A 24,125-nucleotide genomic window follows, 5' to 3' on the forward strand; every position below is an offset into this window, starting at 1 on the left:
GATCGATTGCGCGTTGTCCGCTCCGAAACGATCAGCCCTCGCGTCGCAACCGTCGCACGACGAACTCGCGGTCGAGTTCCGCGAGAAACGGCCCGAGCTTCGGCCCCTGATCGGTGTCGAAGAACAGTCGGTAGCCAGCGGTGAAGAGATCGCCCGGATCGAGGTCGTGCTCGCGGGCAGTCTCGAAGATCTCGCTCTGGATCGCCTCGCCGCCGTGGCCCGCCTCGACGACGTCAGCCAGTTCGTCGAGCGCCCGCCCGGTATCGTCGTCGAATTCCGCGTCGGGGAGATCGGTCACGAGGCGGTAGTTGTAGGCATTGTTGGTGCGTTTGGCCCACGTTCGGGCGTACTCAACGCGTGCTAGAGCGTTCTCAACAGCCCATCTTGGTGCATCCTCTGGGATGTGCCCTTCACGACGAGCCATTGACTCACGCAAATCAGAATCTTCAGTCATTCCCAATATAGCTGCAAATGTATATGGGAGCCGAATACGTGATGATATCAATTTATCTATTACTCGTCTCCGAACTCTTCTCAAGTTTCTATCATCCCACCATTTGCTTTGATGAGTCCTTAAGTTGGCCCTGGTCGATTGACCAAATGGCTCGTTTAATTTGGCTATTCTGTCTCTTTTGAGGCTCTCTTTGATACGATCATGAATATCCAAAATATCTATCTGTGAACCAATATTCACATCTTCAATATTCTCTGATGTAATCGATATTTTACTATCAAATTCATTTGATTTGTATCTTGAATGTTGGTTCAATTCAATATCATCTCCAAAATTCATAGCCAGATTTGAATGCAAAAATTCCCGCTTCAACTCTGAACTGTCACTTATCGGGGCTATTATTGAAGGATATGCAGCTTTCGCTTCTCCTTCCATCTTGTATCCTGGCTTTAGTTCCTGAAAGTATGTCTGTTCGAATTCATCAAATTCTGTTACTAGCTCATTCAAATAGTTAATGCTGAAGTCCCGCGCTCTACCCGGGTCCTTTGTGAAGAAGTAACGCAACACCTCTGGTTCGACCATCTCTAGAACGTCCTGAACCATGATGACGTGGCCGGCCGACGACGAGAACGGCTCGCCGTCGAGCGTGAACCACTCGTAGGCCATCGGCACCGGCGGGGTGTCGTCGAGGACGGTCCGGGTGATGTCCGCGCCGCTCGGCCACGAGCCCTCGGCGTGGTCCTTGCCGAACGGTTCGAAATCGACGTCGAGCACCTGCCACTGGGCGGGCCACTCGAAGCGCCACGGGAGTTTTCCTTCTTGGAAAGTGGCGGTCCCCTCGTGGCCACAGCCCTCGATCGTTTGCTCGCCGGCCTCGACGTCGGAACAGACGTAGTCGACGGTGCCGGCGTCGAGATCCACACTTTTGACGGCGTCCGTCTCCGTGACGTGGCCACACTCGGCGCAGATCGGGCGGAAGGGGATGTAGTCGTCGTCGACCTTCTCCTGATACTGTGCGAGCACGTTCCGTGCCTGCTCGCGGTGTTCGAGCAAGTGGTGAATGACGTCGTCGAACGCACCGGATTCGTAGCGTTCGGTGTTCGAGACGGTCTCGACGGGGATATCGAGCAGTTCGGCGCTCCGCTCGATCAGATTCGAGAAATGTGCGCCGTACGACTCACAGCAGCCGAAGGGATCGGGGATCGCGGTGTAGGGCTTGCCGAGGTTGCGGCCGAGCGCGCCGGCGTCGACCTCGCCGAGCCCGACGACGTTACCGTCGAGGTCGGCGAGCTTGCGGGGCACCTTCCGGAGCGGATCGCGATCGTCGGCGGTGAAGATCTGTCGGACCGTCCGGCCCCGCTCGCGGAGAGCCTCGGCGACGAAGTAGCCGCGTGCGATCTCGTTCATGTTGCCGAGATGGGGGACGCCCGACGGCGAGATGCCGCCCTTGATGACGATCGGGTCGTCGGTCTTGCGCTCGTCGATCACGTCGGCGACGGATTCGGCCCAGAAATCGCGTGACTGCGAGCCGGCGAGGATGTACGGGTCGTCAGTCATTCATCGCCCAGTAGGTCGGCTCGTCGCTCTCGGCGGGCACGATGTCGGTGCCGTGGTGCTCGCCGGTGTTGACGACGCGTTCGACACGCTCGGGGTCGGTGCCGTCGAGAACCACCGTTCTGACGCCCGAGCGCTCGATGATCTTCGCCGCGAGCAGGTCCACCGGTGCGGAGGAGCCAGCGGTCATCTCGATGTCGGCGATCACGTCGACGAGCTCGCCGGCCGAGAGACGCTCGAAGCGCTGTGCTTCGGGGTTTTCATCGGGGTCGGCGTCGAAGACGCCGGGGACACTCGTCGCGTACACGAGCAGGTCGGCGTTGACGTATTCGGCGAGCGCCGCGCTCACGGCGTCGGTCGTCTGTCCCGGCGTGACACCGCCCATGACGGCGATCTCGCCGCGGCGGAGCGCCGCACCCGCGGTCTCGTAATCGCGCGCCGGTCGGGTCGCCGCCCGCTCGGACAGCGCCGCGATGAGCAGCCGTGCGTTGAGACGGGTCGTGTCGACGCCGAGCTGGTCGAGTTCGATCTCGTTGGCCCCGAGCTCGCGTGCGGTGTGGATATACTCCCTGGCGACCGTGCCGCCGCCGACGACCGCTCCGACCGTGTGACCCTCCTCGGCGAGCCCCTCGATGACGGTGGCGTGTGCGCCCACGCGGTCGGGGTCTCGGGGCGCGAGCACGCTCCCACCGAGGGAAACGATGATTTTCATTGCCGGCGGTTGCCCGGACGCACTCTTAAGGGTTATCAACAGCGGCGAAGAGTACAAACGACCGCCAGCCGTGCTCCTCGTATGAAAGCTATCGCCGTCGTCGGCCCCTCCGATACCGGAAAGACGACGCTCGTCGAACGCCTCGCCGACCGACTGGACGGTAGCGTCGCCACGATCAAACACCTCGATCACGCACCCACGATCGACACCGAAGGCAAGGACACTGCCCGTCACCGCGCGGCCGGCGCGTGCGTCACCTACGGCCTGAGCGACGACGGCTGGTTCGCCACCGGCGAGGACCGTTCGCTCCCCGATCTCCTCGACGGTCTGGTGCCCGACCACGACTACGCGCTCGTCGAGGGGTTTTCGAGCCACGGGCTGCCGACCGTCGTTCTCGGCGGGCGCGAGCACGCCGGTCCGGAGCTCGTGACGGCTCCCGACGCCGACGAGATCGATCTCGATAGGCTCTGTACGGTGATCGACGATCTCGAACCGCGCGTGACGCTCGACTCGCTCGTCCAGGACGTGAAGCGATCACCGAACGCCGACCGTGCGGGCGCGATCGCTACCTTCACCGGGCGCGTGCGCGTGAAGGACGCCCCCGACGACGACCCGACCGAAGCGCTCGAATTCGAGACCTATCGCGAGGTCGCCGACGAGCGACTGCACGCCATCGAGACCGAACTCGAAGCGCGCGAGGGCGTCCACGAGGTGCTCACCCACCACCGAGTCGGACGGATCGAGGCCGGCGAGGACATCGTCTTCGTCGTCGTGCTCGCGGGCCACCGCCGCGAGGCGTTTTCGACCGTCGAGGACGGTATCGACCGGCTCAAAGACGAGGTTCCGATATTCAAGAAGGAACGCACGAGCGACGAGCAGTTCTGGGTCCACGACCGCGCGTGAGCGACCCGTCTCCGCGCCGAAGAATTATTTCGACTAGTAAAACGTAGAAATTACGGTTCAGCACGCAACGTTCTCGTCCGCCGACAGCTGGTCAGATACCCCGATCGATGGGTTCTGCGTGCCGGATGAAACGTCTAAACGAATCTAGAAGCGTCGTGAAACGTCGTCGATGACATCGACGAGAGTGAAGCACACCGAATTCATCCGAAGCATCTGTCGGCTATAATACATAGGGATGGTATGACCGAGTGAGGTCACAATGAGTACGACTCAGCCCGCCGGTGTCGACGCGACCACCAAAGAGCAGCGACTGAAGGCATATCTCGAACGCAACGCGGCCGACGGCGAGCTCTACTTCAAGAGCAAGTTCATCGCCGACGAGGTCGGTCTCTCGCCGAAGGAGATCGGTGCATTGATGCACAAACTCGCCGACTCGGCGAGCGATCTGGAGATCGAGCCGTGGTCGTACACCAGCGCGACGACCTGGCGCGTCGCGCCGGCCTGACGTCGGCGCTCGCTGGCCTCTCGTCGCCCTGTCCCTGACGACCCGCTCCTCGCTGGCGCTCCCGCCCGAAACGGTCTGTACGTTTATCCCCGTTCGCTGCGTATCCACGTCGATGGCTGACAGCGACCCGCCGGCCGACGGGCCGCCGGCCGAGGCGTTCGCCGGACTCTTTCGCGTGACCGAGACGGATGTGGACGGCGGCCAGCTCCGATATTACGGCGAGCCGCTTGTCGACAGTCGTCGGCTCGAACGACGTCTCTGGCCGCTGTTTCGCGACCAGGGCTACGAGGTCAGACTGACGAGCGAATCCAATTCGGAAGAAGACCCGTTCACCGGTATCGAGATCGATCGGACGAGACACGTCCTCGTCGCCACGCCGCACTCGACCGGCATCGACGGGATCCCGTGGACGAACGTCGCCTTCGCGCTGCTCACCGTGCTCTCGACGCTCGTCGCCGGCGCGCGCTGGTACGGTACCATCGACACCGTCGGCGACGCCCTCGTCGATCCGATGGCCGTTCTCGCCGGCTGGCCGTTCGCGCTCGCGGTGCTCTCGATCCTCGGCGTGCACGAACTCGGCCACTACGCCCTGAGCCGGTATCACGGCGTCGACGCGAGCCTCCCCTACTTCATCCCGCTGCCCAACGTCATCGGTACGATGGGCGCAGTCATCAGCATGCGCGGGCGGATGCCGTCGCGCAAGACCCTCTTCGACATCGGCGTCGCCGGGCCGTTGGCCGGGCTCGTCGTTGCCTGCGTCGTCACGCTCGTCGGCCTCGGTCTTCCGCCGGTCCCCACACCGGCCATCCCGATCGAGTTCAACTACCCCCTGCTCGTGCAGTGGCTCGCCGATCTCACCGGCCAGCCGATCGACTATCCCGCCGGCATGACAGTCAATCCGGTCGTCTTCGCCGGCTGGGTCGGCATGTTCGTCACCTTCCTCAATCTGATCCCCGTCGGCCAGCTCGACGGCGGCCACCTCGTCCGCGCGATGGTCGGCGAGCGACAGGCGACCGTCGGCGCGCTCGTCCCCGCCGCGCTGTTCGCGCTCGCGGCCTACCTCTACTACGTCCAGCACGCCGCCTTCAACGCCGTCTTCCTCTGGGTGTTCTGGGGCGTGTTCACGATGGCCTTTGCCTACGCCGGCCCCGCGACGCCGATCTACGACGACGCGCTCGATACAAAACGCGTTCTCTTGGGGCTCGTTACCTTTGGACTCGGAATCCTCTGTTTCACACCCGTCCCGTTCGAACTCGCGCTCTAGAACCTCGTTCTGTCGGACAGCAGCAATCGTATCCCGCTTCGTTGGACGGCGCGACGTCCCGTACACTACAGGACTAGCGTCGGGATTCTTGTCGAACGATACGATGCGTGATACTGCAGCGGCACATCATCGACGGCCGTGGCAACGAGAGCGCTCGGTCGTAGGAAACGACGACATCACGCATACGAACAACGCTACAATGGCGACAAACGATACCGTAATACGAACCGAGGGACTGACCAAGCAGTTCGGCGAGACCATCGCCATCAGCGACATCGATCTCACGATCACCGAAAACGAGATATTCGGACTGCTCGGTCCGAACGGTGCCGGCAAATCGACCGTCGTCGATATTCTGCTCGATCACCTGCAGCCGTCCATCGGCACCGCGACGGTGCTCGGACATGACTCCCGGATCGAGTCTCCGACACTCCACGAGCGTATCGGCATTCTGGGGGACGACTACACTCATCACTCCGGAATGTCCGGGATCGAGCATATCGAGTTCGCTATCGCCTCGAAAGACGCCGACGAGTCACCGGATGCGATACTCGATCGGGTGGGTATCGATCCCGAGGTGGCTGCTCGACCGGCCGGCGAATACTCCTCGGCACTGGCTCAGCGTCTCGCACTCGGGATGGCACTCGTCGGTGATCCAGACCTGCTCATCCTCGATGAGCCGTTCAGCGAGCTCGAACCAACCGGTGTCGAAGAGGCGCACGATATCGTTCGCGAAGAGCTCGATCACGGCACGACAGTAGTTCTCACTACCCACCGTCTCGACCAAGCCGAGGCGCTCTGTGATCGTATCGGTTTGATGAAGGATGGACGGGTGCTGATGGTTGTGACCCCTGCCACCCTCCGTGATACGATACGCACGAACCCGAATCTGGCGTGGTGGCGGGATCATTCGGTGTAGTTGACCTTCTGTCCGTTTCGACTCGACAGGACGATCCAGGCCGCTATGCCGTGTCGTCCATGGAGTCGAAGAACGCGCTCAGGAGCTTGTGTTGTGCCCGCCGGAAGTGTCTGTTGAGCGTCGGTGCAGCGATCCCCATACTCTCGGCGACCTCCGTGGCGGTACTCTCGCGTGGCCACTCGAAGTAGCCGGCGTGATAGGCGGTTTCGAGCGCCTCGCGCTGGCGGTCGGTGAGTTTCTCGATCGGCCCGCCGGGGACGTCGAACTCCACGGCCGATCGATCTCGCTCACGCTGGGCGAGCAGCGTCGCGGTCGGAGCGACGTCGCGGATGCGATCGATCAGGTTCCGGACGGCCGCGTCCTGCGGTGCTTCGACGACGAGTCGACCGGTCCCCGCGTCCACGTCGGCGGAACCGAGTTTGACGCCGGCCTCCGTGAGCGTTCCCAACAGCGACGATTCGGCGAACCGATACTCCAACAGCCCTCCATCGCCGCCGTCACGCACGACCCGGACGTGTTCGAGGTCGTCGAGCCCCGAGGCCGCCTCGCGCACCTCCGTAGGCGACACTCCCTGAACGTCGACGTAGAGCAACCACCCGCCGGATTTGGTGGCGACGTATCCCGATACCGACAGTTCACACTCGAAGCGTTCGGAGTGGCGAATCAGGAACTGCTCCGAATCACTGATCCGAAATTCGAGTTCGAGTACCGCGTCGGCGAACAGCAGCCGTCGGGTCTCGATGGCGTGGATCGCGAACCCGACGGCCTCGCCGAGCAGTTCGAACGCGCGCTGTTCGCGCTGGCTGAAGCCCAGTGGCCGCGTTGTGTACACCGCTAAGCAGCCATACGCCGTCCCTCCGTGGAGCAGCGGGATCGCGGCGGCCGACTGGATATCGCGGTCGAGTGCGGCCTCGCGCCACGGCTCGAACGCCGGATCCGTGCGGATGTTTTGACTGACCTGCACCTCCCCTGTCCGGAGCGCCCGCCCGCTGGGGCCCTGCCCCGTCTCTGTCCCGTCGGCCGTGACCGTGATCGCTTCGACGTAGCCATCGTCGACGCCGGCACTCGTCCGGGCAGTGAGTCGATCGCCATCGGTTTCGGGCTCGCCGATCCATGCGAACTGGTACAGCTCCGAGGCGGCCAATCGATCGCAGACGGTATGCTCGATCTGCTCGCGCGTCGATCGTCCGAGCAGCTCCCGAGTGATCTCCAGGAGGAGATCGTTGATGCGGTTGAGCGTTTCGAGTTCGTCGCGTTGGTGTTCGAGTTCCCGCTCCTGTCGTCGCCGCTCGGAGATATCGGTCGCCATCAGGATCGCTCCGTCGAACCCGTCGTCCCGATACAGCGGAACGCTTCGCCCGGTGAAGTACGCCTCTTTGTCGTAGATCGACTCGAACGGGAACTCGAACTCGACGGTCTCGCCGTCCTGCAGCCGCGTGAACTGCTCCGCCTGGCCGGTCTCGACGACCGATGGAAGCTCGTGGAACGGCACCCCGATCGCATCCGACGACGGCATCTCGTCGGGGAGCCCGATGATCTCCTCCGCACGCGGGTTCTCGTACGTGATCCGGAGCTCCTCGTCGAGTCGGAACATTCCGAACGGCGCGTTCTCGACCAGCTCTTCGTTGAACCGCCGGGCGGCACGGAGCTCCTGTTCGCGCTCCTTGCGTTCGGTGATATCACGGATTACGCCGACGCTGCCCCGGTATTCGCCGTCGGGGTCGGGATAGGGACGGTATCGTGCTTCGAGGTCTGTCTCTTATACACATCTCTGATGGCGCGAGNGATGTGTATAAGAGACAGGGCACGCTCGTCGTCGTGGACGAAGAACTCGATGGCGGACGTTCCGAGGAGCTCCTCGCGCGAGCGTCCGAACGTCTCGCAGAGTGCGTCGTTGACGAACGAAAATCGCAGATCGTCGTCGAGAATGTAGACCCCGTCCTTGACGGTCTCGATGATGGTCTCGTAGCGCTCGCGTTCGTGCTGTCGCCGCCGACGCTCGGTGATATCCCGGGCGATACCGACGCGATAGCGCTCGCCGGACGGCTCGTCGATGTCGGTCACGCCCCGAAGTTCGTGGGGGATCGCCTCGCCCTCGGCAGTCTCCAAATCGAGCTCCCTCGTCCGGTCTGGACGATCGTCCACGTGGAATCCCGTCTCCGGGAGACTGTTGCGATCCGCCTCGGTGAGTAAGTCGGACAGACCCATCCTCGCGATCTCCTCGTCGGTGTATCCGAGGCGCTCGTTCAGCCGATCGTTCCACTGTACCATGTCGTCGTTCTCGTCGACGATGTAGAGCACGTCCTCCAGCGCGTCGATGACGGTCCGCGTGAATCGCTGCTCGTCTTCGAGCACTCCGTTCGTGCGCTCGTGCGCGCCGTCGTCGATGACGACCTGTGCCGCCGGTTCGTCCTCGTAGCGTACGGGGTTTATCGTCAACTCGACGCTCCGTCCGTCGTCCAGTCCGATCAGCCGTCCTTCGAACGGCTCGGCTGCTTCCCGTCCTCCGATGACCTGCTGGAAACGTCGGCGGGCTTGCGCACGGTCGTCCTCGTGGATGAACGCCGTTGGCGTCCGACCGAGCACCGCATCGGGATCGTCAACGCCGAGGACTGCGGCGGCAGCCGGATTGCAGTAGGCGATCTCCCGCTCGGCCGTGACGATCCAGATCGGGACCGAATCGGCTGTGGCCAGCCCGCGGTCCCGGTCGTTGCTCCGTCGGTGATCCCGTTCTTGCCGGTCCGGATTCGCGGCGTCGCGGACGATACAGACGACCAGTTCGTTCTCGGTCGCTCTGAGCGATAGCTCCAGCGGGATCGTTTCACCGTCGCGACGTCGGCCGACAGTTTCGCCACGCCAGTGGCCTTCCTCGTGGACCTGCGGCAGCACCTCGCTTGCGATGCGCGTGCACTCGTCGGGATCGTAGCGGTCCTGCCACGTCGTTCCGACGAGTTCGTCGGGATCCTCGTAGCCGTACACGTCGGCGAACGGACGATTGGTGTAGACGTACTCGTCGCCGTCGAGCACACCCACCCCGTCGATCGACGCGGCCCCGAACTCCCGCCATTCGACGGGCCCGTGCGCCTGATCGCTCATGGCTACAGAAACCATGTCAACATGTATCAATCTTTTCCGCAACACTACATCGTTAGCGCCGGTGTTTTTGACGATCGGATATCGGAGCGATCTCACAACTGCTATTCTCTCCAGCTATCCTCGCTGATCGCGACGAAGACGAGAAAGACACATGGCGATCTGTCCTGCACGGACTGCCCACACAATTAAGTGTAATTGGCTAACAACACATCCCATGGTTGCAGTGAACCTCCGCGAAGGCGTCCGGTATGGTGCCTACTTGCTTGGCTACTTCATCGTGCTGTTCCTGATCGGCGGCATCATCATCGAGATCGGTGTCGAGCTATTCCTCACGGATAGTCTGTTTCTTACTATCATCGGCGCGATCGTTGGTGCCATCGGCGGGTTGGTGATCTACGCCGGTCTGCTCGGGTTTGGATACAAAATAATCGCCGATGCCGTAGAGCAGGGCATTCGAAGCTCTCAACGGCCGGCCGAAGAAGCCACCGGCCCATCGAGAAGTCAGCAGATCGTGGACGTCATCACGAACAACCCCGACGATCAAGACGTGCCACCGGAGCAGTAGCGACCGACAGTCGACCCTACCGGTCAGTTCGCAGTGGTTGCGGACTCGATCGCCATCTCCAGATCCGCGATGATCCGGGCCGGCTCCTCGATGCCGACCGAGAGACGCACGAGATCGTCGGTGACGCCGGAGGCGTCCCGTTCGTCGTCGGTAAGCTGCTGGTGCGTGGTGCTGGCCGGATGGAGGATCAACGTCTTCGCGTCACCGACGTTGGCGAGCATACTCGCGAGCTCCGTCGATTCGACGGTCGTTCGCGCAGCCTCGTATCCACCCGCGACGCCGAAGGTGATCATCCCGCCATAGCCACCGTCCAGATACTCGCTCGCCGTTTGATGCGTCGGGTGGTCGGCAAGCCCCGGGTAGTTGACCCACGAGACGTCGTCGTGCTCCTGTAGCCACTCCGCGACGGCGAGCGCGTTCTCGCTGTGGCGCTCCATTCGCAGTGGCAGCGTCTCGATCCCCTGCAACGTCTGCCACGCGTCGAACGGCGCCTGCTGGTTGCCCAGATCGCGCATTCCACGGGCGATCGCAGCGTAGGTGAACGCCTCCTCGCCGAACGTCTCCACGAAGTTGACGCCGTGGTAGGCAGGGTTGTCCTGCGCGAGTTCGGGATATTTCTCGGCGTGCTCGGCCCACGGGAACGTCCCCCCGTCGACGACGACACCGCCGACGGTCGTTCCCGAGCCGTGGAGCCACTTCGTCGTCGAGTTCCACACGAGATCGGCACCGTGTTCGATCGGGCGACAGAGCGCGGGCGTGGCGAACGTGTTGTCCACGAGCAGCGGGACGCCGTGATCGTGCGCGATATCCGCCACGCGCTGGATATCCGGCGTATCGAGCGCGGGATTCCCGATCGTCTCGAAATGGACGTAGGCGGTATCCTCGTCGATCGCGTCGGCGTATGCCTCGTCATCGAGCGGATCGACGAACCGGGTGGTGATCCCTCGCCGTTCGACCGAGTGCGTGAAGTAGGTGTACGTACCGCCGTACAGCGACGAGCCGGTGACGATGTTGTCGCCCGCGGACGCGAGGAGGAACGTGGTGAGATCGAGTGCGGCCATCCCGGAGGCGGTGACGGCGGCTCCGACACCGCTTTCGAGCGTCGCAAGGCGATCCTGCAACGTTTCGAGCGTCGGATTCATCAACCGGGAGTAGATGTAGCCCGGCTCTTCGAGCGAGAACTGTGCGGCGGCGTCCTCGGCGTCGTCGAAGACGTAGGAGCTGGTCTGGTAGATCGGTGGTGCGCGGGAACCCGTTGCGGGGTCGGGTTCCTGACCGGCATGAACCGAGTCCGTCGCAAGGGAGCGGTCGTCTGTATTATCGCTCATACACGTCTCAACCAAGACGGTCGTCATGATGGTGTGTTTGGAGGCCAACGTTGCCGACGACGATGACGGCATATTGGGCTCCTCCCCACACGACCAGTACGCAGACCTCCCGACGATCACAGCGACAGCGATCTCTCGGAACTGAATCTGACGACGATCGCAGCACTGCTCGAAATCCGTGAGAAGCGCGTGATAGCGGGAGGTGGATTTGAACCACCGATCTGCGGGATATGAACCCGCCGGAATGTCTGGCTATCCCATCCCGCTATCCGATGCACGCTTCGCGGCGGGGTAAAGATTCCGACCACGACGCGTGCACCGATCGACCGTGATGGCTCTCACTCGCAATCGGCGAACGGTTATCACGCTCTGTCCCCTTACACGTAATGTGAAACACAGGCGCAAAGCCTCGCTCTTTAGGGCGGGGATACGCGCCGTAAGCTTCCCCGTGGATGGCCGAACTCACCAGCAACGCGGCGGTGGCCGTCTGGATATTCCACCGGAACGCTTAGGTTATTTCGCTGCCATAGGTTACGTATGGCGAAATCGACGGTCACGCGCACTTATCGAGCGAGGGTTCGGAACCACTCGCAAGTGCGTGACGACCTCGATTCGCTTGGGTTCGCCGCCAGCAAGCTCTGGAACGTCGCCCGCTACACCGTGGGCCGCGTTTGGGACGCTTGCGGCCAGATTCCCAGCACCTTCGACCTGCAAAAGTACCTCAAAGGCCACGAACGCTACGCGGATCTGCATTCGCAGTCCAGTCAACGAGTTCTCGCCGAACTCGGTGAGGCGTTCACGGCGTGGTACGGGCATCGGGGCAACGGGAACACGAAAGCGAACCCGCCCGGCTATCGCAAGAACGGTGACGAACACCCGCGTTCGACAGTCACGTTCAAGCAGAAAGGCTTCAAGCACGATGCCGAGAACGACCGGATTCGGCTCTCGAAGGGATCGAACCTCAAAGACGGATGGGGCGACTTCATCCTCTGCGAATACGACGTTATCGGCCCACGAGGAACGACCGTCGAGAACGTCCAACAGGTTCGAGCCGTGTACGAACACAGTGTCTGGCGGCTCCACATCGTGTGCAAAGTCCCAGTCGAAGTGGCCGAACCACCCGGCGACCGCACGGCGGGTGTGGACCTCGGGATCTGCAACGTCGCCGCCGTCTCGTTCGGCGACGAGTCGTTGCTCTACCCCGGTGGGTCGCTCAAAGAGGACGACTACTACTTCGCCAAAGAGCGCGCGAAGTGCGACGACTCGTTCTCCCGCGAAGCCCGCCGACTCGACCAAAAGCGAACTGACCGCCGGACGCACTTCTTCCACACGCTCTCGAAAGAGATCGTGGAACGGTGCGCCGAACGCGGTGTCGGTACGGTGTTCGTCGGCGATCTCGGCGGCGTCCGCGAAGACGAGAACGGCGAACCCGTCGATTGGGGCAAGCACGGCAACCTCGATCTGCACGGGTGGGCGTTCGACCGCTTCACGACGATGCTCACCTACAAGGCGGAGATGCAGGGCATCGCCGTCGAAACGGTGTCCGAACGAGATACGTCGAAAACCTGCTCGGTCTGTGGAACGAAAGCGGACAGCCAGCGCGTTGAGCGTGGGTTGTACGTTTGCGACGAGTGCGGATTGATTGCGAACGCCGACACGAACGGGGCCGAGAACATCCGGCAGAAAAGTACCTCCGAATCCATCAACGCGGTGGATAGGAGTAACGGCTGGTTGGCACAGCCTGTGGTTCGTCTGTTCGACAAAACGCGAGGAGGGTTCCTCCCGCGTGAACAGGCGACCCGCGAACCCTAATATCCCAACTGCGGTCGGGAATCCTCGCCCTTTAGGGCGGGGAGGATGTCAAACATGACATGGGCGATATGTTTCGGGAGCTCGGGCGGCGGGTCGAGCAGTTCAAACAGGACGTGGACGCCGCTGCGGCGGAGAACGCGGACTACCGGTGTCGTGAGTGTGGGGCTCAGTTCGCTGTACACCACGATCGATGTCCGGACTGCGGTGCAGCCGAGCTCGTTCCGACAACCACTGACGATGCCGCGTAGTTCCTTTTTCGCCACCGTTTCGTTTGTGTGACTACCTCCTTCCGCTCCACCAGCAGTCAGAACGCTCGTTTTCGCCCACGTTCACCGATTCCTGTCGAAGTTTCCTGTCGATCACATCTCACGCCCGCTCGCGCAGAGACGAGCGTTCCACACCGCGCCCGCCCCGCCCCGCACCGCCGGCCAGCACCGTCTCGCCCGCACGAACAGTTTCATTCAACTCGACGGCGAGATCCCCGCGGTCGATTGCGGGTGGAAAGAGCACGTCCACGCGGCTTCCGAAACTGATGTGACCGATGCGCTCGCCGCGCTCGACCCGTGTGCCGGGTTCGACGGTCGGATGGATGCGCCGGGCGAACGCGCCGGCGATCTGAATCACTGAAAACGCGCCGCAGTCGATCTCGACCTTCTCGTTGCGATCCGAGTCCTTCGAAAAGGCCGGCCGGTTCGCCCCCGGCGAGTGTGTCACCGCCTCGACGGTGCCGGCCAGCGGCGCACGGTTGACGTGGACGTCCGTGACGCCCATGTAGATCCCGACGCGCAGTCGCTCGCCCTCGCGGCGCACGACCGACACGCGACCGTCGGCCGGCGCGACGATCCCCCTCTCCGGTGTCTCACGGTCGGGATCGCGATGGAAGACGAGCGCGAACAGCCCCGCCACGGCCGCCACGGCACCCGCGACCGGCGACAGCAGCGCCGCCAGTGGTGCGAGGGCGAACGCGGGCGTGGCGTATCGCCACGCATGGGGCGCGAATCGCACGCTCACCGCTATTCCCATCCCGTAAGTGTGTCTTCCGATATGCCCCGACCACCGGGTTTATTCGACCGGCTCCAGTAGGCACGCCGAATGGAGCGCCGTCACGCTCGCTACCCGTTTCTCGACGATGCGCGCCGTGCCGTCGGGAACGCGGAGTTCGACCTCCAGTCGCTCGCCGCCGACGAGCGGGTGCGCGAGCGCGCGAGCGAACGGGTCGAACGCGCGCTCGACGACGGCACCGTCGGCGAACCCAGCCGTGACACGCGCATCGAACTGCTCTCCTACCCGCTCGCGCGCGTGCTCGTCTCGCTCGTCGACGAACACGTCCTCACGCGGAAATACGCCCGTGCCGAGGCCGCGACGGCCCACGACCGCCTCGCCGACGCCGAGAACCGTCACGAACTGAAAAGCGCTCGCACCGAACGACTGACCAGCGAGGAGCTCCTCGCGGAGTTCGATCTCGCCACGGACGTCCACACCGACGGCGACGGCTACCGGGTCGCCGTCGGGGCCTATCTCCCGCTGGCGGCCGACATGCGCGGCGAGGAGTGGCGGCTCGTCAACCGCGCGCTCTCGGATGGGGCGGTGTCCATCTCGGCGACCGATCTCGACGAACTCCTCCGGAAGGCGATCGAGCGGCGTGTCGCGGAGGGACTGCCGCTTTCGGTTCCGGACGGGATCGCCGATGCGCTCGAATCGACCGTCGAAGAGATCCGGGAACGTCTCGCCGAACTCGATCTCACGCGCGAGATCGACACCGTCGTGCCCGACCGGTTCCCGCCCTGTATGAAGGCGCTGCTCGATTCGGTCCAGAAGGGTGAGCATCTCCCTCATCACTCCCGGTTCGCCATCACCTCGTTTCTCGCCTCGATCGGGATGAGCACCGACGAGATCATCGATCTCTACATGGTGAATCCCGGCTTCGGCGAGGAGATGACCCGTTACCAGACCGACCATATCCGCGGCGAGACCAGCCCGACGGAGTACTCGCCGCCGTCGTGTGCGACGATGCAGTCCTACGGCGACTGTGTCAACATGGACGATCGCTGCGAGACGATCTCGCACCCGATGGCGTACTACGAACAGGCGCTCGACGACGCCGACGAGGAACTCACCGACTGGCGCGACGACGAGGGCGAGAACGAAGCCGATGCTGACGCCTGATTACTGACCGGCGAGCCAGTAGCCCGCCGCGCTCATCACGACGACGAAGAAGACGATCGAGCCGATGAGCGCGAGCGGTCCCACACCGGAGAGGTTCGGATAGAGGAGACCTACGGCCACGATAGCGACGAGAAACAGCACGACGGCTGCGATGGAGACCGCGGCTTCGACGAACGTCTCCCGTTCCATACCCGTTCCTTCGCCGGCCGCGAGAAAAGCGCTTCGAAGCCCGCACGGCCGTGTGCATCGCTCCCTTCGACCGCCTCCAACGATTCCTCGAGCGAGCATCGCCGACACGAACGGACGAACACCGAAGCGACATCGAGGAGGGTCCGTTTCGACAGCGCGATGAAGGATAAAAGATAAACCGTCCTGTGGCGACTCCTCCCTATGAACGGCGGTTTCTAGTCCCGATGGCGTCCTCGATTTCATCATGAGTGTCTCTACCGACGAACCGAACGCTGCGCCCGCCTCCCGCCTTTCCAGAGCGCTTGCCGTGTTCGGCACGCTCGTTGCGACGCTCGCGGTCGGCGTGGCGGTCGGCCCGCTGGCGGTTCTCGTGATCGTCGCCGTCGGCGGCACCCTTCTTTTCGCCTCGACGACGGCGGCCTTCGCGCTCGGGCAGGTCGTCCTCGTCGCGCTCGTTCCGCCCGGCGGCACGCTCGCGATTCTCGTGATCGCCGAGATCGGGCTGCTCGGAGTGCTTTGCAGCCCTGCCGTCGACCATCACGATCCGGGACGGCTGCTCGTCGCGTCGCTGCTGGCCGGACTCGCCATCGGGGCGATCGGCTGGCTCACCCTCCGATCGAGTCAGGCGGTCTGGCTCGCCGCGGGCGCGCTCGTCGTCGCCACCGCCTTCCTCGCCTACGGGATCCACCGCTACGAACGCGTGACGCTGGGGTTGGTGGAACCCACATGAGCGAGAGCGAATCACGGGACCGAGCCACCGACGCGGACGAGGGGGCGACCGACGCGGAACCACTCCAATTGGGAGACGAGCGATCGACCGAAAGCTCCGAACTCGCCGCGCAGATCGACGTGCTTCGGGAGGAAAACCAGCGTCTCCGCGAGGAGTACGCCCGAGCGCGCCGGACGCAGTACCGACGGACGGCGCTCGCGCTGGCTGCAGTCGGCCTGCTCGCGACGCTCGGCGGTGTGGCTCTGCCCGACTCTCGAACCGTGCTCTTCGCGCTCGGCGGCACCGGCCTGTTCGCGGCCGCGCTGACCCGCTATCTCACCCCCGAACAGTTCATCTCGGCGTCGGTCGGGGAGGGGATCTACGGCTCGCTCGCGGCGACCGAGGCGGCGCTCGTGGCCGAACTCGGACTCCAGGACGAGCGGCTCTATCTCCCCGGGCCCGACACGCCGAACGGCGTCTCGATCCGGCTGTTCGTCCCCCAGCAGTCGGAGTACGATCTCCCTTCGCCGTCGGCGCTCGATTCGGTGTTCGTCGTCGCCGACGACGAGGCCGAGCGTGGCGTTGCCCTCCATCCGAGCGGCGGCCCGCTGTTCGCCGAGTTCCACCGCACGCTGTCGGGTTCGCTCGCCGACGAACCGGACGCGCTCGCCGCACAGCTCGCCGACGGGCTCGTCGAGCAGTTCGAGTTGGCACGGAGCGCGACGCCCGACTACGACGAGGGCCAGATCACCGTCGCCATCGACGGCAGCGCCTACGGCGCGATCGACCGGATCGACCATCCCGTGGCCTCGTTTCTCGGCGTCGGGTTCGCGGCCGGGTTGGATCGTGCGGTGGCCGTCGAAACGACGGCGGCCGACGGCGACCGTGCCGACTTCCTCGTGACGTGTTCGTGGGACGACGCTTAACGGTCGTCGGGTGAGCCACCGTCGTGGACCGCCGTTTGCGTCGCCGGGGTCTGATCGCCGCCCGGCGGCTCGACGCCGCTCTCGATCTCCGCCAGCACGTCCGTGGTCGAGACATCGCCGAGTGATGCATCGGTGCTCAACACCAGGCGGTGGACGAGCACCGGTTCGAGCAGCGCCTTCACGTCGTCGGGGATGACGTAGTCGCGACCGTGGATGGCTGCACGGGCTTTCGCCGCGTCGAGGAAGGCAAGTGTGGCCCGCGGCGACGCGCCGTACTCGACGTTCGGGTTCTCACGGGTCGCGGCCACGATATCGAGCACGTACTCCTTTACGGAATCGTCGACGTACACCTCGGTGACGGCCGCGCGTGCGTCGAGCAGTTCGTCGGCGGTGGCAACCCGCTCGATCGCCCCGGGATCGAGATCGGGATCGTCGTCGAAGCGATCGAGCAGTCGCCGGCCTTCGTCGCGGTCGGGCAGGTCGGCCGTGAGCTTGAGCTGGAAGCGGTCACGCTGGGCCTCCGGCAGCTCGAAGGTGCCTTCCATCTCGATGGGGTTCTGGGTCGCGACGAGCATGAACGGCTCCGGCAGCGAGAGCGTCTCGCCGCCGATCGTGACCTGTCGTTCCTGCATCGCCTCCAGCAGCGCGCTCTGAGTTTTCGGCGTCGCCCGATTGATCTCGTCGGCGATCACGAGGTTCGCGAACACCGGTCCGCGCTGGAGCTCGAACTCGCCGGTCGGCTCGCGGTAGACGTGCGTGCCGGTGACGTCCGCGGGCAGCACGTCGGGGGTCATCTGGACGCGGGTGTGTTCGAGCCCGCTCGCGCGGGCGAACAGCCGTGCGAGCGTCGTCTTCGCCACACCGGGGACGCCTTCGAGCAGCACGTGGCCCCGGGTCAACGCGGCGATCGTCAGCCCCTCGACCAGCTCCTCCTTGCCGATGAGCACCGCGTCGATCTCCGCGCTCAGCGTCTCGTAGAGCTCCTCGGGGGCAGTCATCGTCCGTTACTCATCCCGACGGGCCATAATCCCTTGTATGACGCGCTCGGTCCGCTCGTCGTCCCAGTCGGGATGGCGCTCACGCACGAACGCCGCCAGCGCCTCGGGCCGTGCGGTCAGTGACGATTCCTCGGCGCGGCCGACGCGATCGGTGAGCCGCCCGACGATGCTCGGGCGGCGCACGAACAGCGCGATGGCACCGATCCCGAGCGCTCCGACCAGGATCTGGAGCAGCGGGGCGTCCCTGACGACCAACAGCGCGACCGACAGCGGTGGCAGGCCGCCCGCATGCGAATAGTCCAGCAGCACGCGCTCGTGAGCGCCGAACACCGACCGGACGAACGCCTGATTGCCCGAGCGCTCGACCATCGCGTTGATGAACAGGCTCGGATCGCCGACGACGAGCACGCGTCCGTCGCCGACCGCCTCGCTCGTCGCGACCGGTTTCGTACCGATTTCCTCGCCGTCGCCGAGTTCGCCGTCGCGATCGCTGTCGACGTATGCCACGTCCGACGTGCTCGCGAGCACCGTCGCGCCGTTCGGACTGACGGGCGAGCCGTGATTGAGTGTGAGTCCGTCGACGCCGGTCAACAGCGACGCGTTCGAGACGTTACGGGCGATCGGCAGCGCCGTCGACTGATAGTTGTACTGCTCGTCGCGCAACAATTGGCCGCTCACGCGCGCTTGCGCGCCGACCGCCTCCAGGAGGGGGTTCGCGTGCTGACCGAAGTCCTCGGCCACCAACAGTGTGCCGCCGTTGCGGACGAACGTCCGGAGCCGATCGGTCTCACGCGGTCCGTAGCCACTTTCGGGCGAGAGGACGACCGCCACCGTTCCCTTCGCGGAGGCATTCGCGTATCGGTCCGTATCTCGAACGATCTCGCTGTCGGCACCCGCCGCCTGTGCTTGCTCGCGGAGTTCGGAGGCCCCGTCCCACGCGTCGTTGTACGAACCGAACGCGACGCTCGACGTGCTCGCCGCGAGCACGAGCCCGACGACCGTGACGACGGTGAGTGCCACGAGCACGAGCTGTGGATAGCCGACGTCGAGACGGTCTCGCAGCCCCATCAGAGAACACCCTCCGGCAGGATCGCGAGCACCCGGCGGACGACGATATAGGCGAAGCCGGCCAGTCCGACGAGCACGATCCATCGCAGTCGCGAGCGCCACTCGGGCGTCACCGAGAACGGCGCTGTGAGCTCGACGACGATCAGGAAGCCGATGAGCGAGACGACGAAGAACAGCTCCAGCGAGAGCGCCCCGAGCAGTGATAACCCGACGACGGCCGCGAGCATCCAGGCCGTCTGCGCGTAGATGAACCGTTGCCGTCGACGGGTCGCCATACGCTTCCGATGTGTGCCCATCACTAAAAACGCGCAGGTCTCCCCGCGTCGCTGTGGCGATCTCGCTCGCCCACCTGCCACTCGTTTTGAGGGCTCTACAAACGAGGTCTTCCGGAACCATCGAAGAGTTCGTGAAACCAATTTTATCGGATTTGAACATGATCAACCATACTTCGGCAATATAGGGATTCCCCAAAGTCCTATATTCCTCTGAGACGACGACAGCATATGGTTGATCCCGCTGGCCCCGGGGAGTTCACCGATATCAACGAGGCGGTCGGGGAGAACTGGGAAGCCGAAACCACTCCTTACGAGCGTGTCCGTGAGGTCATCAGTCGTGTATATACCCCGCTTTCCGCCGATACTGTAGCGGGGGATGCACGAACGTCGCCGAAGACCGCACGAAAGCACCTCAACGCCCTCGCCGACGAAGGGTTCGTCGCCACGGATACCGGCGAGAGCGGCGGGGTGTACTATCGGCGATCACCGGAATCGCTCGTGGTCGAGCAGGCAGCGGATATCCTTGCCAACGTCTCGACCGACGAACTGCGGGGGCGTGTTTTGGAGATGCGCGAGCGCATCAGCGACTTTCAGGCGGAATACGGCGTCGAATCACCCGAGGAGTTGGTGGTCGACCGGACGAACCGGGCACTCTCCGAGGCTGCATCGGACCACGAGGACCTCGATGCCGACGCGATCCGGAAGTGGCAGACGACCCGCCGAAATCTCGCGTTCGCCAACGCCGCGCTCTCGATTGCCAACGCCGAACGCTTCGTCGAAGAGGGATCACGCTCGCCTGACGGGAGCGTCCCTGTCCAGTAATGAAAGGAACCAAGCGAGCTGGCGAATCGCATTCGCTCAGAGGGCCGACCGACCGGCCTGCCCTGATCGCCATTCGTGACGTGTTCAATGCCGAGGAGCCACTCGCGACCGCGCAGTTAGACGACTTTCTCGATCCGAATACGCTCGAAGTCAGCTTCGATGACGGTCTCTGTGGAGCCGAGACCGCACGACTCGACGTCCAGTGGAGGACGCGTGATGACTACAAGTTCCACTACACGGATCCAGAGAAGGTGGATCTTCGCTGGGGCAACCACCCTCACGGCGGCGACTACGTTCGTGTGAACGGATTCGAACACTATCACCCGCCACCGGATGCATCCTCCGACCCGAACACCGTCAAGGATTCCTGTATCACCCAGTCGCCGGAACTACTCGTCACTCGTGCAGTCCTCATGCTCTGGCGAGTGGCATACCACGCTGACTCGCTATCCCCTCTCAACGCGGGGACGAACCCTCCGTAGCTGTCGCCTGTCGATTTCGAGGTTCACACTCACCGGACACTCTGGTCCCGGGATGGTTCACTGCGCGTTCGCCGGTCGACTACGCTGACTCCCGCTCGCGAGCACGGCATCGAGACGGTCACGCGGGCCGACCTCGAACGCGGAGACGCGCCTGAGTCGGGCGAGATCGCGCCGGAACGACTCGAACCGTCGGTAGCGCTCGTAGGCGTCCTCGAGATCGGCGAGTCCGCCCGGCTCGAACAGCGCCGTCGGCGTGAGGAAGACGAGTACGTGTCCGTCGCCGCGCCGGGCGAGTTTGACCGTCTCGCGCAGCTCGGCACGGTTGCTGTCGTCGGTGAAGATCACCGTCCAGATCGTCCCGGAGAGTTCGGAACGGCTCGTCCGTGCGGTCTCGAACAGTGGGTCGCCAGCGATACGCTCGACGTACGTCGCCGTCGATTCGAGATACGGCGCGAGCGTTTGCTCGAAGTCGCTTCGACCGGTGAGCCCGCGGGCGGTGTGGCGCAGCGTGGTGGGCCCGTCGCGGTCGTCGGCACTCCCGGCGGTCGGATCGAGCGTACGGAGTCGGCGTTTGACGTCGTCGTAGCGGCCGGCAGTCGGTGGACGGCGATCGGTGATGCCGCCGTCGCCGACGGCGTAGTAGCCGAGCGGCTCGTCGAACCCGGCGACGCTGTCGACGAACGTCAGCGCGACCTCCCGCGCGTAGTCGAGTTTCGTCTCGCCGGATGGCCCGTCGCCCATCGTCGCGCGGTGATCGACGAGAAACGCCGTCGTCCGGTTGGTTTCGACCTCGTACTCGCGGACGTACGGCTCGTTCAGCCGCGCGGTCGTGTTCCAGTCGATGCGATCGGCCGTGTCGCCGGGAACGTACTCGCGGAGCTCGCCCGGATCGAGCCCGGCGTCCTGACGGCCGCTCTGCCGTCGCCCGTACGCCGCCATGAGCTGTTCGCCACCCTCGCCGACGTGGATGTTCCGCGGCCCCTCCGGTTCGACGACGATCGACGGCGTCGGCCCGCGCGATAGCTGCTCGACGAACAGCCCGTCGGCGTCTTCGAGCGTGAGCGTCGGCTGAGGCAGGTCGTAGGAGCCGGCGACCGCCCAGGTGGCCGTCACCGTCGTGTCGGCCCGCTCGTCGCCGGGTGCGATGGCGAGCGTGCGCCCCTCGGCGTCCGTCCCCGTCGCGCTGACCGGCAGCCCGATCTCGATGTCGATCGCCAGTGGGGCGGGCCGGGCGAGCGACGCCGCGAGCGTGACCGGTGTCTCGGTGCCCGCGACCACTCGTTCCTGGGCGGGGAACTGCTCGACCGTCATCGTGTCGGTCGTTGCCGAGAGCGCTCGGACGAACAGATACTGGCGACCGAGCAGCCACGCGCCGATGCTCGCCGCACCGACCAACAGGGACGGGCGGGCGAACGCGACCGCGAGGACGGCGAGCAACAGCCCCGTCCCGGCGATCGCCCAGTAGCGGCGCGTGACCTGCATGCCACGAGGACGATCGGCCAGGTAGTTGAACCTACCCCATCGCCGTCGTGAGCTTCCGGCGAATCGGCGACGTTCGGCGAATCGGCGACCGCCTGCGATATGGAACGGCTGGAATTTCGTCTAACTACGTTGTGACTGTATGGGAGTTCCTCGATGAATACAACTTCTGTAGGGCGAGAAGACCTTTCAGCGTATTCATAAGCTGATCACCGACAAGCCCCAGGAGTCGATCAAATACGAGAACGCGCCGCACACTCAATCCCCGATAGCGACGATGAATTTCCGCTTCCCGGCGGTCCTTATCCGCTTAGAACGTACCATCGTGTGTGTCACAAACAGTTGAATCCGAGCAGCCGGACATCTCGGTCGAGGCGGACTGGAACCGACTCTACATCGATGGCGAGTGGACGGCCAACGACCGCGACACGATTGCAGTAGAGAATCCGGCGACCGAAACCGCGTTCGCGGAAGTTCCACGCGGGACCGAAGAGGACATCAACGAAGCCTACGAGGCTGCCACGGCTGCACAGCCGGCGTGGGCAGCGCGGTCGCCAGCCGAGCGTGCCGAAGTCGTCTCGCAGGCCGTGTCGCTCCTCCGCGAACATCGTGATGACGTTCTCGAACTGCTGGCCGTCGAATCCGGATCCAGCAAGATAAAGGGTAACATCGAGTTCCAAAGCGCAGCCGGCATCACTCAGGAAGCCGCGAGCTTCCCGACACGGATTTCGGGCGATCATCGCGCATCGAACATCGAGGGCAAGGAGAACCTCGTCAAACGCGAACCCGTCGGCGTGGTCGGCGTCATCTCGCCGTGGAACTTCCCGCTCCATCTCTCGATTCGAGCGGTTGCCCCGGCGCTTGCAACCGGCAACTCGGTCGTGCTCAAGCCCGCGTCGGATACGCCGATCACTGGCGGCCTCCTCATCGCGCGAATCTTCGAAGCTGCTGGGTTGCCCGATGGACTTCTCAATGTCGTCACTGGGAGCGGATCGGAGATCGGCGACCGGATGTCGAATCATCCGGCATCGTCAGCCATCGCCTTCACCGGATCGACCAGCGTTGGGGAGGACGTCGCGAAGAACGCGGTCGAACATCAGGCGTATCCGGCGATGGAGCTGGGTGGAAACGGCCCACACGTCGTTTTGGACGACGCTGCCGTGGACGACGCGGTCGATGCCGGCGCGTTCGGCACCTTCCTCCATCAGGGCCAGATCTGTATCTCCATCAATCGCCATCTCGTCCACGAATCGCTCTACGACGAATACGTCGAACGACTCACTGAGAAGGCGAAATCGCTCCCCGTTGGCGACCCTGCGACCGAAGAGACGGTCATCGGCCCGATCATCAATGAGAGCCAGCGCGACCAGATGCTCGAGTATGTCGAGGAGACGGTCGATGCAGGGGCGACGCTCGAAACCGGTGGTGCGGCCGTCTCAGCCGCTGATATCGACGGGCAGACTGTTTCGGCCGGCGAACTCAGTGATGACAGTTCGCTCGGCGATTCAAACGGTCTCTTCGTCCTTCCGACGGTGCTTTCGGATGCAACGAACGAAATGGCCGCTGCCTGTAACGAACACTTCGGACCCATCGCACCCGTGATTCCGTTTGAGGATGACGAGGAAGCGATCGAACTGGCGAACGATACGGAGTTCGGTCTCTCGTCGTCGGTATACGGCGACGTAGCCCATGCCGAACGAGTTGCCGACCACATCGAAGCAGGAATGGTTCACGTCAACGATCAGTCGGTGAACGACGAACCACACGTTCCGTTCGGCGGCTACAAAGGCTCGGGAATCGGTCGGTTCAACGGCGAATACATCCTCGATGAGTTCACCCAACCGAAATGGATCTCTGTTCAGCACAACCCGCGCGATTACCCGTTCTGAACCGAGTGAA

The 24,125-nt window shown here is 63.9% G+C and carries 24 protein-coding genes and 1 tRNA gene; 13 read left to right on the forward strand and 12 right to left on the reverse strand.

Going from position 1 to position 24,125, the window contains the following annotated elements:
• Positions 1 to 31: 31 nt before the first annotated feature.
• Together lysS and pyrH are read right to left on the reverse strand one after the other, a co-directional pair.
• Positions 32 to 2,011: a lysine--tRNA ligase gene (lysS, locus tag C451_RS23785; RefSeq protein ID WP_241431231.1), complete on the reverse strand. Its 1,980-nt coding sequence runs from the start codon at positions 2,009 to 2,011 to the stop codon at positions 32 to 34.
• Complete coding sequence (gene pyrH / locus C451_RS11655) at positions 2,004 to 2,720, reverse strand: UMP kinase (protein WP_007740781.1); 717 nt, start codon at positions 2,718 to 2,720, stop codon at positions 2,004 to 2,006. The genes lysS and pyrH overlap by 8 nt, the downstream gene beginning before the upstream one ends.
• Positions 2,721 to 2,801: 81 nt before the next feature.
• Here pyrH and C451_RS11660 point away from each other — a divergent pair, with 81 nt between their 5' ends.
• From C451_RS11660 to C451_RS11675, 4 genes are all read left to right on the forward strand, one after another.
• The gene (locus C451_RS11660) at positions 2,802 to 3,623 is read left to right on the forward strand and encodes a molybdopterin synthase (protein ID WP_007740784.1); all 822 of its coding nucleotides are present in this window, start codon (positions 2,802 to 2,804) and stop codon (positions 3,621 to 3,623) included.
• A gap of 259 nt (positions 3,624 to 3,882) precedes the next feature.
• Positions 3,883 to 4,128 (forward strand): DUF7123 family protein, encoded by a 246-nt coding sequence (locus tag C451_RS11665; protein ID WP_007740787.1) that lies wholly within the window; start codon positions 3,883 to 3,885, stop codon positions 4,126 to 4,128.
• 112 nt (positions 4,129 to 4,240) lie between these two features.
• A complete protein-coding gene (locus tag C451_RS11670) occupies positions 4,241 to 5,392 on the forward strand; it encodes a site-2 protease family protein (RefSeq protein WP_007740789.1) in 1,152 nt (383 codons plus the stop codon).
• Positions 5,393 to 5,591: 199 nt separating this feature from the next.
• Entirely contained in the window at positions 5,592 to 6,311 is a 720-nt protein-coding gene (locus tag C451_RS11675) for an ABC transporter ATP-binding protein (RefSeq protein ID WP_007740791.1), read from the forward strand.
• Between the two features lie 43 nt (positions 6,312 to 6,354).
• Here the strand turns inward: C451_RS11675 and C451_RS11680 are convergent, their stop codons facing one another.
• Both C451_RS11680 and C451_RS11685 read right to left on the reverse strand, forming a co-directional pair.
• Positions 6,355 to 7,998, reverse strand: coding sequence for a bacterio-opsin activator domain-containing protein (locus C451_RS11680; RefSeq protein WP_080503537.1), 1,644 nt, complete (start codon positions 7,996 to 7,998; stop codon positions 6,355 to 6,357).
• Positions 7,998 to 9,422 carry a PAS domain S-box protein gene (locus tag C451_RS11685; protein ID WP_080503538.1) on the reverse strand — a complete coding sequence of 475 codons (1,425 nt, stop codon included), beginning with the start codon at positions 9,420 to 9,422 and terminating at the stop codon, positions 7,998 to 8,000. The genes C451_RS11680 and C451_RS11685 overlap by 1 nt, the downstream gene beginning before the upstream one ends.
• 199 nt (positions 9,423 to 9,621) lie before the next feature.
• Here C451_RS11685 and C451_RS11690 point away from each other — a divergent pair, with 199 nt between their 5' ends.
• Positions 9,622 to 9,972 (forward strand): hypothetical protein, encoded by a 351-nt coding sequence (locus tag C451_RS11690; RefSeq protein ID WP_007740796.1) that lies wholly within the window; start codon positions 9,622 to 9,624, stop codon positions 9,970 to 9,972.
• Positions 9,973 to 9,995: 23 nt separating this feature from the next.
• Here C451_RS11690 and C451_RS11695 read toward each other — a convergent pair whose 3' ends face one another.
• Together C451_RS11695 and C451_RS11700 are read right to left on the reverse strand one after the other, a co-directional pair.
• Positions 9,996 to 11,300 (reverse strand): O-acetylhomoserine aminocarboxypropyltransferase/cysteine synthase family protein, encoded by a 1,305-nt coding sequence (locus C451_RS11695; RefSeq protein ID WP_007740797.1) that lies wholly within the window; start codon positions 11,298 to 11,300, stop codon positions 9,996 to 9,998.
• Positions 11,301 to 11,493: 193 nt separating this feature from the next.
• Positions 11,494 to 11,567: transfer RNA gene (locus C451_RS11700), tRNA-Met, on the reverse strand.
• 270 nt (positions 11,568 to 11,837) lie between these two features.
• Here C451_RS11700 and C451_RS11705 point away from each other — a divergent pair.
• Both C451_RS11705 and C451_RS21100 read left to right on the forward strand, forming a co-directional pair.
• Complete coding sequence (locus tag C451_RS11705; RefSeq protein WP_007740799.1) at positions 11,838 to 13,112, forward strand: RNA-guided endonuclease InsQ/TnpB family protein; 1,275 nt, start codon at positions 11,838 to 11,840, stop codon at positions 13,110 to 13,112.
• Between the two features lie 59 nt (positions 13,113 to 13,171).
• Positions 13,172 to 13,360, forward strand: coding sequence for a hypothetical protein (locus tag C451_RS21100; protein ID WP_007740800.1), 189 nt, complete (start codon positions 13,172 to 13,174; stop codon positions 13,358 to 13,360).
• Positions 13,361 to 13,478: 118 nt separating this feature from the next.
• Here C451_RS21100 and C451_RS11715 read toward each other — a convergent pair whose 3' ends face one another.
• Complete coding sequence (locus C451_RS11715) at positions 13,479 to 14,135, reverse strand: protein sorting system archaetidylserine decarboxylase (RefSeq protein WP_007740802.1); 657 nt, start codon at positions 14,133 to 14,135, stop codon at positions 13,479 to 13,481.
• A 69-nt stretch (positions 14,136 to 14,204) separates the two neighbouring features.
• On the opposite strand from C451_RS11715, the gene priL reads away from it, so the two are divergent.
• Positions 14,205 to 15,278, forward strand: a complete 1,074-nt coding sequence (gene priL, locus C451_RS11720) for a DNA primase regulatory subunit PriL (protein WP_007740803.1) — start codon at positions 14,205 to 14,207, stop codon at positions 15,276 to 15,278.
• On the opposite strand, the gene C451_RS11725 is transcribed toward priL, so the two are convergent.
• Positions 15,279 to 15,467 (reverse strand): DUF7472 family protein, encoded by a 189-nt coding sequence (locus tag C451_RS11725; RefSeq protein ID WP_004051043.1) that lies wholly within the window; start codon positions 15,465 to 15,467, stop codon positions 15,279 to 15,281. It lies immediately after the preceding gene.
• Between the two features lie 244 nt (positions 15,468 to 15,711).
• On the opposite strand from C451_RS11725, the gene C451_RS11730 reads away from it, so the two are divergent.
• Together C451_RS11730 and C451_RS11735 are read left to right on the forward strand one after the other, a co-directional pair.
• Complete coding sequence (locus C451_RS11730; protein ID WP_007740810.1) at positions 15,712 to 16,197, forward strand: hypothetical protein; 486 nt, start codon at positions 15,712 to 15,714, stop codon at positions 16,195 to 16,197.
• The gene (locus tag C451_RS11735) at positions 16,194 to 17,102 is read left to right on the forward strand and encodes a hypothetical protein (RefSeq protein WP_007740812.1); all 909 of its coding nucleotides are present in this window, start codon (positions 16,194 to 16,196) and stop codon (positions 17,100 to 17,102) included. Before C451_RS11730 ends, C451_RS11735 begins: the two co-directional genes overlap by 4 nt.
• Here the strand turns inward: C451_RS11735 and C451_RS11740 are convergent.
• The 3 genes from C451_RS11740 to C451_RS11750 are packed head-to-tail and all read right to left on the reverse strand — an operon-like array spanning position 17,099 to position 19,443.
• Positions 17,099 to 18,100 carry an AAA family ATPase gene (locus C451_RS11740; protein ID WP_007740813.1) on the reverse strand — a complete coding sequence of 334 codons (1,002 nt, stop codon included), beginning with the start codon at positions 18,098 to 18,100 and terminating at the stop codon, positions 17,099 to 17,101. The two genes, C451_RS11735 and C451_RS11740, sit on opposite strands and share 4 nt — an antisense overlap.
• Before the next feature lie 6 nt (positions 18,101 to 18,106).
• A complete protein-coding gene (locus C451_RS11745) occupies positions 18,107 to 19,168 on the reverse strand; it encodes a DUF4350 domain-containing protein (protein WP_007740814.1) in 1,062 nt (353 codons plus the stop codon).
• Positions 19,168 to 19,443 carry a hypothetical protein gene (locus C451_RS11750; RefSeq protein ID WP_007740815.1) on the reverse strand — a complete coding sequence of 92 codons (276 nt, stop codon included), beginning with the start codon at positions 19,441 to 19,443 and terminating at the stop codon, positions 19,168 to 19,170. Before C451_RS11750 ends, C451_RS11745 begins: the two co-directional genes overlap by 1 nt.
• A 228-nt stretch (positions 19,444 to 19,671) precedes the next feature.
• Here C451_RS11750 and C451_RS11755 point away from each other — a divergent pair, with 228 nt between their 5' ends.
• Both C451_RS11755 and C451_RS11760 read left to right on the forward strand, forming a co-directional pair.
• Positions 19,672 to 20,265, forward strand: a complete 594-nt coding sequence (locus tag C451_RS11755) for a DUF7342 family protein (protein ID WP_007740816.1) — start codon at positions 19,672 to 19,674, stop codon at positions 20,263 to 20,265.
• Positions 20,265 to 20,747: a hypothetical protein gene (locus C451_RS11760; RefSeq protein ID WP_007740817.1), complete on the forward strand. Its 483-nt coding sequence runs from the start codon at positions 20,265 to 20,267 to the stop codon at positions 20,745 to 20,747. The genes C451_RS11755 and C451_RS11760 overlap by 1 nt, the downstream gene beginning before the upstream one ends.
• A 57-nt stretch (positions 20,748 to 20,804) precedes the next feature.
• Here C451_RS11760 and C451_RS11765 read toward each other — a convergent pair whose 3' ends face one another.
• The gene (locus C451_RS11765) at positions 20,805 to 22,229 is read right to left on the reverse strand and encodes a DUF58 domain-containing protein (protein WP_007740818.1); all 1,425 of its coding nucleotides are present in this window, start codon (positions 22,227 to 22,229) and stop codon (positions 20,805 to 20,807) included.
• 326 nt (positions 22,230 to 22,555) lie between these two features.
• Here C451_RS11765 and C451_RS11770 point away from each other — a divergent pair, with 326 nt between their 5' ends.
• Positions 22,556 to 24,115: an aldehyde dehydrogenase family protein gene (locus tag C451_RS11770; RefSeq protein ID WP_007740819.1), complete on the forward strand. Its 1,560-nt coding sequence runs from the start codon at positions 22,556 to 22,558 to the stop codon at positions 24,113 to 24,115.
• Positions 24,116 to 24,125: the final 10 nt, after the last annotated feature.

The organism is Halococcus thailandensis JCM 13552 (assembly GCF_000336715.1).
Lineage (GTDB): Archaea > Halobacteriota > Halobacteria > Halobacteriales > Halococcaceae > Halococcus > Halococcus thailandensis.